Annotated in this window: 3 protein-coding genes; all 3 read right to left on the minus strand. The window is 61.5% G+C overall.

The features are described from left to right. Window positions 1-273: 273 nt before the first annotated feature. Genes Q0520_RS02625 through Q0520_RS02635 form a run of 3 tightly spaced genes read right to left on the minus strand, consistent with a single transcriptional unit; the run spans window position 274 to window position 5,965 of the window. On the minus strand, window positions 274-2,034 hold the full coding sequence (locus tag Q0520_RS02625; protein WP_298666226.1) for an ABC transporter ATP-binding protein: 1,761 nt from the start codon (window positions 2,032-2,034) through the stop codon (window positions 274-276). A 59-nt stretch (window positions 2,035-2,093) separates the two neighbouring features. Then, a complete protein-coding gene (locus Q0520_RS02630; protein ID WP_298666229.1) occupies window positions 2,094-3,395 on the minus strand; it encodes an McrC family protein in 1,302 nt (433 codons plus the stop codon). Continuing rightward, the gene (locus Q0520_RS02635; RefSeq protein WP_298666232.1) at window positions 3,392-5,965 is read right to left on the minus strand and encodes an AAA family ATPase; all 2,574 of its coding nucleotides are present in this window, start codon (window positions 5,963-5,965) and stop codon (window positions 3,392-3,394) included. Before Q0520_RS02635 ends, Q0520_RS02630 begins: the two co-directional genes overlap by 4 nt. Window positions 5,966-6,231: the final 266 nt, after the last annotated feature.

Genomic DNA, 6,231 nt, shown 5'->3' on the forward strand with positions numbered 1-6,231 from the left:
TGGGAGCACTTCTACCGCCCCCTCGAAGCGAGGCTCGATGAGTTTGCGGCCGAGTACGCCGGCGACGCAGGTGCGATGGATCTCGTCGAGAGGACGCGGAGGGAGATCGCCGTGTACCGGGCGCACAGCGCGGAGTATGGCTACGTCTTCTTCGTGATGCGGACGTGAGGGAAAACCCCGCGACGAATTTTACCTACCGTAAAGGCGAAAAGTGCAACAGTAAATCCTTCGCCGGCACGTCTGTCCCGCGGCGGCGTGTACCAGTAACTCGCCTCACCCCGCCTCGCCGGCTGCCCCCCTCTCCACCAGGCGCCCGTCCTCGATCGCATACACCCGGTCCGCGAGGGCGAGCAGGCCGGTACGGTGCGTGATCATGACCACCGTCCTCCCCTCTGCCAGGTCGGCAAGCGACGCCTGCAACCTCGCCTCGGTCCGGGCGTCGAGGGCCGACGTCGGTTCGTCCAGGACCAGGATCGTGCTGTCCCGCAGGAACGCCCGCGCCACCGCGATCCTCTGCCTCTGCCCCATCGAGAGTTGCATCCCCCTCTCGCCGACGATCGTCTCGTAGCCGTGCGGGAACCCCAGGATCTCGTCGTGGACCTGCGCCTTCCGTGCTGCCACCACCACCTCGTCCCGCCCGGCCTCGGGCCTCCCGTACCTGATATTCTCCTCGACAGAGGTGTGGAAGAGGAAGAGGTCCTGCGAGACGATAGAAGTCTGGCCCCGCACCCAGCGGGGGTCGAGGTCTGCAAGGTCGCGACCGTCCAGGGTGACAGTCCCGGCCGTCGGGGTATAATACGCCAGGACCAGGTTGATGAGAGTCGTCTTCCCGGCCCCTGTCCGCCCCACGAGGGCGACGACCTCGCCCGGCCCGACGGTGAAGTTGACGTCCTGCAAAACCTCCGTGCCGTCCGGGTACGAGAACGAGACGTCCTCGAAGGCGATCCTCCCCGCGACCCTCTCCGGCACGAGGCCACCCGCCTCCTCCTCAGTCCCGAAGAGTTCCCGGAGACGTTCTGCCGAGGTGAAGACGGGCTGGAGGACGACCGGGAGAGAGAAGAACGTCCGTGCGGCCGCCGAGAAGGTGACGATATACGCAATATACGCAACAAAGCCACCGACCGTCATCGCCCCCGCGATGACCTCCTGCCCGCCGACCCAGACGACGGCGAGGAGGAGGAGGAACTCGGTGCCGAAGAGGGCCTGGGAGGAGAAGGAGGCGAGCATCGAGTTCTTGACCCGCATCCTGACCACCCCTCGCAGGGTCGCCACCACCCGCCCGACCTCCCTCTCCTCCGCAGCATGGGCCTTCACTGTCTCGATGCCCGCGAGCACCTCCTGCAGGTCCCGCGAGACATGGGCCTCCCTCTCCCTCTCCTGGTAGGTGACGGTGCGTATCCGGCTCAGGAAGATGAGATTGGCGAGGAGGAAGAGGGGCGTGAAGACGATGAGGAGGATGGTCAGGGTGGGGCTGAGGGCGTAGAGGATGACCACGGAGAAGGCGACATAGAAGACGTTCGAGATGATCTGGGGGAGGAACTGGGAGAAGAGATACTGCATGACCCCGACGTCGCCGGAGATGCGGGACATCAGGTATCCGGTCTGGCCGGATTTGAAGTAGGAGAGGGGGAAGCGGAGGACGTGGTCGAAGAGGTCGGCCTGGAGGCCGAAGGTGTACTCCTCCCTGAACCGCACGAGAAGATAGGTCTGGACGAGGCCGAGCACCCCGACGGCGGCGCCGAGGACGAGCATGGCCAGGAGGAGGACCGGGAGGGAGAGGGGGACCGGGAACGCGGGCGGAGGCGCACCGGCACCCGGCACCAGGTAGTCGAGGAAGATCTTGCCCGAGAGGGGGATGAGCGCTCGCAGGCCGACGAGGACAAGGGTGACGAGGAGGCTTGCGGCCCCGAGTTTCCAGATGGGCCTTGCGTACCTGAGGAAGAAGCGGAGGTCGCGGTACCTGAACTCCGTCTTCTGCGGGGCGGCGAGGACCTCCCGCATAAAGGCGATGCCGCGGCCAGGGATATCTCTCATCTCTCCTCCTCTCCGGGGGGCGGGGATGTGCCCGTATAGGCCGTGCCCGTATATAATTGTCAGGGACGGGGGCAGACCGCACGCACGGCGGCGGCGAGGTCGTCCCTGAACGCCTGCCACCCCTCCTCCGTCACGAGGGGGTGGGCGAGGCTGACCGACCTGATGAGGAGGGGGACTTTCCGGCCCGATATGTCGTAGAGGTAGTCCTGCGACGCCGCACTTTCGGTGTCCGGGTACAGGAGCATCCCGGCCTCTGCCGGGAGCATGGTCACATAGGCGAAGACCTGGTACGCGTCGGCCTGGGAGACGCCGCAGGTCGGGTCTGTCCTGTCGAGGATCTTGTACTTCGTGTCGACGACCACCGCCCCGCCCGGCCCGCGGGCGACGAGGTCAGGGATGAGGGTGAAGGCATGGCCGCCGCCCTCCCTCTCCACCAGGTGGCCGATCCTCTCCTGCGCCGTCACCTCCATCTCCTGCCCGAAGAAATACGCGGGGTCTTCCCTGATCACCGCCGCGACAAATTCCTCGAAGAGTTTTTCCATCGGGACCAGGAAGGAGAAGGTCTCGACGTCGGAGGCCTGGAGGGTGAGGGTGGCGTGGGCGAGGAAGATCCGGCAGACCCTGACGAAGGGCTCGAAGGCGCGGTTCAGGCGGGTGAAGGCGATGGTGTCCACCTCGGCGACGGTGACGGGGACGAGCGTCACGGCGTCGAGGAGGTCGGTGATCGCCCTGAGTGTCCTGACTGTCCTGGTGCGGCGGGAGGTCCGGGCCATCAGGTGGCAGGTGTACTTCAGCGTCCTGTTCAGGAGGGTGTCCACCGAGTACTCGTGGAAGGTGCAGGGGATGATGTGGAGGCGTGCCGGGTTCGTGTAGGCCCTGATATCGATCCGCCCGCGGACGAAGCGGAGTTCCTCCTCCTGCCGCGTGTACTCCCGCCTCTGCGTCGTCTTCAGGAGACGGGCGAGGTGTTTTGCAAAGAGGAAGATGAAGACCTCGAAGAGGTCGGTCTGGTCGAGGTCGAGGCCGGCGAGGTCCATGTCCCTGACGGAGAGCCTCTCCGTGCAGGCGAGCATGGTGAGGAGGTTGCCGGCGATGACGGCCCTGTGCCTCTCGCAGGCGTCGCCCCTGAAGAGTTTTGGCAGGATTTCCAGGGTGATGCCGCCGGCCTTCACGACGCCGACGAGGTTCAGGGGCTTCAGGGTCGTCCGGCCGATCGCGAGGAAAGGCCGTGAGGCGTTCAGGGCGTCCAGGGCCGCCAGCGTCTCCTCCGTCAGGTGGAGGACGTCCCCGTCCCATGCGTCTGTCCCGCCGACCTCGTAGGGACAGGCCTGGAACTCGAAGAGTGTCGCCGTGGCGGTCATGCCCGGTTCTCGGAGAGCGCCCTGACGAACTCCTCGCCGTCCTCGGGCATGGCGGTGTCGAAACCGACGCACTCCCTGAACTTCTGGGGTGAGTCGTAGAAGTACTCCTGGAGGAGGGGGATGACCTCGCACTCCCAGGTGGTCTGGAAGGCCTCGACGGCCTCGTCCCGCGTCGTGCACCCTGCGAGTTTCATCAGGTAACTGTGGCCGATCTGGTGGTTGCGGTCGTAGTTCTTGATGATGCGGGCGTTCACATCCCTGAGGGCGTTGATGGCGATAGTGAAGACTTCCTGCACGGCAGGGTCGTCGCTCGTGAGCGCCTCCTCCAGCACTGCGTAGTCGGGCATCACCTCGATGAAGCCGAACCGCCGGCGCAGGGCGATGTCGAGGAGGGCAATCGAGCGGTCGGCGGTGTTCATCGTCCCGATGACGAAGAGGTTCGGCGGGATGCCGAAGCGGGTCTTCGAGTACGGCAGGGTGGTGGCGAGGGCGTTCCCGGTGCAGAGCCTCTTGTCCTTCTCCAGGAGGGTGATCAGTTCGCCGAAGATGCGGGGGATGTCGCCGCGGTTGATCTCGTCGATGACCAGGAAGACGGGGACGCGGTCGCGGACGGCGAGGGCCTCTGCCTCCTCCCGGGGCGAGAGGGCGGGCACGTCCTCTCCCTCCTCCCACCGGTTCTCTATCCCCGCCCTCTCCATCAGGGCGTTGAAGGCGTCCCTGCAGAGCGTCTTGAAGATCCCGTCCTCGATCTCGTAGCAGATCCGGCCTTCGGCGTCGGTCCGGGGCCTGAGTCCTTCGATGAAGTCCTCGTAGGCGAAGGAGGGGTGGAAGGTGACGAAGGCGTGGGCCGCACCGGGGTGGGCGGCGATGTACGTCTGTGCCGTGTAGGTCTTGCCGGTGCCGGGGGGGCCGTAGAGGACCACCTGGTTCTTGGCGGCGAGGAGTCGGGTGATTTTCCTGAATGCGGGGGTGTCCATAGTCTCTGTCTCCTGGTGGAAGAGCGCCTCGTAGTCGTCCTTCGTGATCTTTTTCAGCCTCTTGCTGACGACGATACCCCGGAGGTCATAGGGTACAGGGATCTCTTTCTCGAAGACCTCCCATCTCACTTCGCGGTAGATCGAGAAGTCGAGGGCGAGGTCGATCTTCGGCCCTGAGACGACCGTGGCCTGACCGAGGACCCCCTGCCTCCCCCGCGGGATGACGACGGTGTCCCCCTCCTGCATGGTGAAGAGGAAGTCATAGGGCATGTAGGCGTTCACCGGTTTTTCAAAGGGGTCTCCTTCGATTGCCTCCCTGAACTTTTCCCTGAAGACGTCGGGATCGGAGAACTCGAAGAGAGTATCACCGTATTTTTTCGCCAGCATCTCCCAGGGGATGCCGATGATGCCCTTCTCCTGCCACTCGTCCCAGTGCTTCAGGGGGGCATAGGTCTCCTGCGTGCGGGAGGAGGGGAGGAGGACCCAGTAATTTTCTGTCCGAATGACACCGTCTGTCTCAACAATGGAATAAAATTCTTTGAACGAGAGACCTACGGTCGTGTTCTGGAAATTCCGCTTAAATTTTTTTAAGTCAACGATCGTCTCGTTGGTGTCTCTCCACTTCACCTCACGATAGGTTGGATATTTCCATTGTTTTTGTACTTTCGGACCTGAGACGATCACGCCCCAGCCGTGAACGCCCTGGTACCCCCTGTTTGCAAGGACGAGATCACCGACCTTGATATCATGGAGAAAACAGTAGTATTGGCTCATCTGGTTGCTGATGCTCCTCTCTGAACTCTCCGGCACTTTCTCGGCATATTTTTCTTTCAGTTCTTCCAGAGTGAGGTCGAAGACCGCCTCGCCGTAGGGTATGACCAGTTCTTCCCCGCCGACGGCAATGATATTCTCAGATTTGCAGAGATCCCAGTTTTCCGAATTTTGCCCTGGGGCGATCTTCCAGAAATTGACCGTGGCGACCGAGTAGAGGAAGTAGTCAAGGGTCGAGTAGTCAGCATTCTGCAAGAGCGGATCAGCGTCTTCTCTAATCTCAGCGAGGATCTTGCCGGCGATCTCATTGAACTCTCGGTAGTATTCACCGCACTTTTTCCCGGTCTTTGGAGCGGTCATGGTGTCGAGTCCGAGGATCTTCAGGGCCTTCTCTGCGGTCCCATTCAGACATGCATATTCATTCGGGGAGAACGAGCAGAGAAGTTCAGATGTCAATGCAGGGCCGACATTTTTTGTGCCGTTGATGAATTCGGCATACCGATCGGCAAGGTCGCCCCTGCCATAGAGGAGTTCTTTTATCTGTGTCAGGAAGGTATCCAACCCGATACTCTCCAGAAGGGTGGTGCTGTCATAGATGTAACCAAACATCGCCGTGGTAGAGTCAAGGAGGTCGACGAGTTCGTCCTCTGTGACGTGGTCGACGGTCTCTTCTGAGAATAATCTCTGGACACCGTTTTTTACGTATTCACGTCTTTCAAGCCCGGTCTTCCCCTCAGTCGATGTTTCTTCCTCAAGTTCGGGGAAGTCCTGTTTAAACCTGAGAATGTAAGGTTGAAGTATTTCCTGGAGTCCTGTAGCCAATATCAGGTCACCCGGTCGGTTTATTTTAAAATATTCTAGTATATACCTATTGATTCTAATTTTAATCCTAAATTACAGATAATCGATACTGCCGTACCTTTCTGTCGCCATATCCGTGCTGATGATCAGGAGGTTGAGATTGGGGTTGCAATTGATCTGGAGGCGCACTATTTTCTTTTTAATCGGCGTCCCCTATCTTCCCTGTCTACTCTCCCGACAAGCCCCTCCGCCATCCTCTCGATCACCTCTCTCAACGCGGTCCTCTC

Origin of the sequence: uncultured Methanofollis sp., assembly GCF_937919355.1 — an archaeon.
Lineage (GTDB): Archaea > Halobacteriota > Methanomicrobia > Methanomicrobiales > Methanofollaceae > Methanofollis.

Coding starts and splice junctions, on each gene's coding strand:
- Q0520_RS02625 (WP_298666226.1), bottom strand. CDS start 2,034: ATGAGAGATATCCCTGGCCGCGGCATCGCCTTTATGCGGGAGGTCCTC.
- Q0520_RS02630 (WP_298666229.1), bottom strand. CDS start 3,395: ATGACCGCCACGGCGACACTCTTCGAGTTCCAGGCCTGTCCCTACGAG.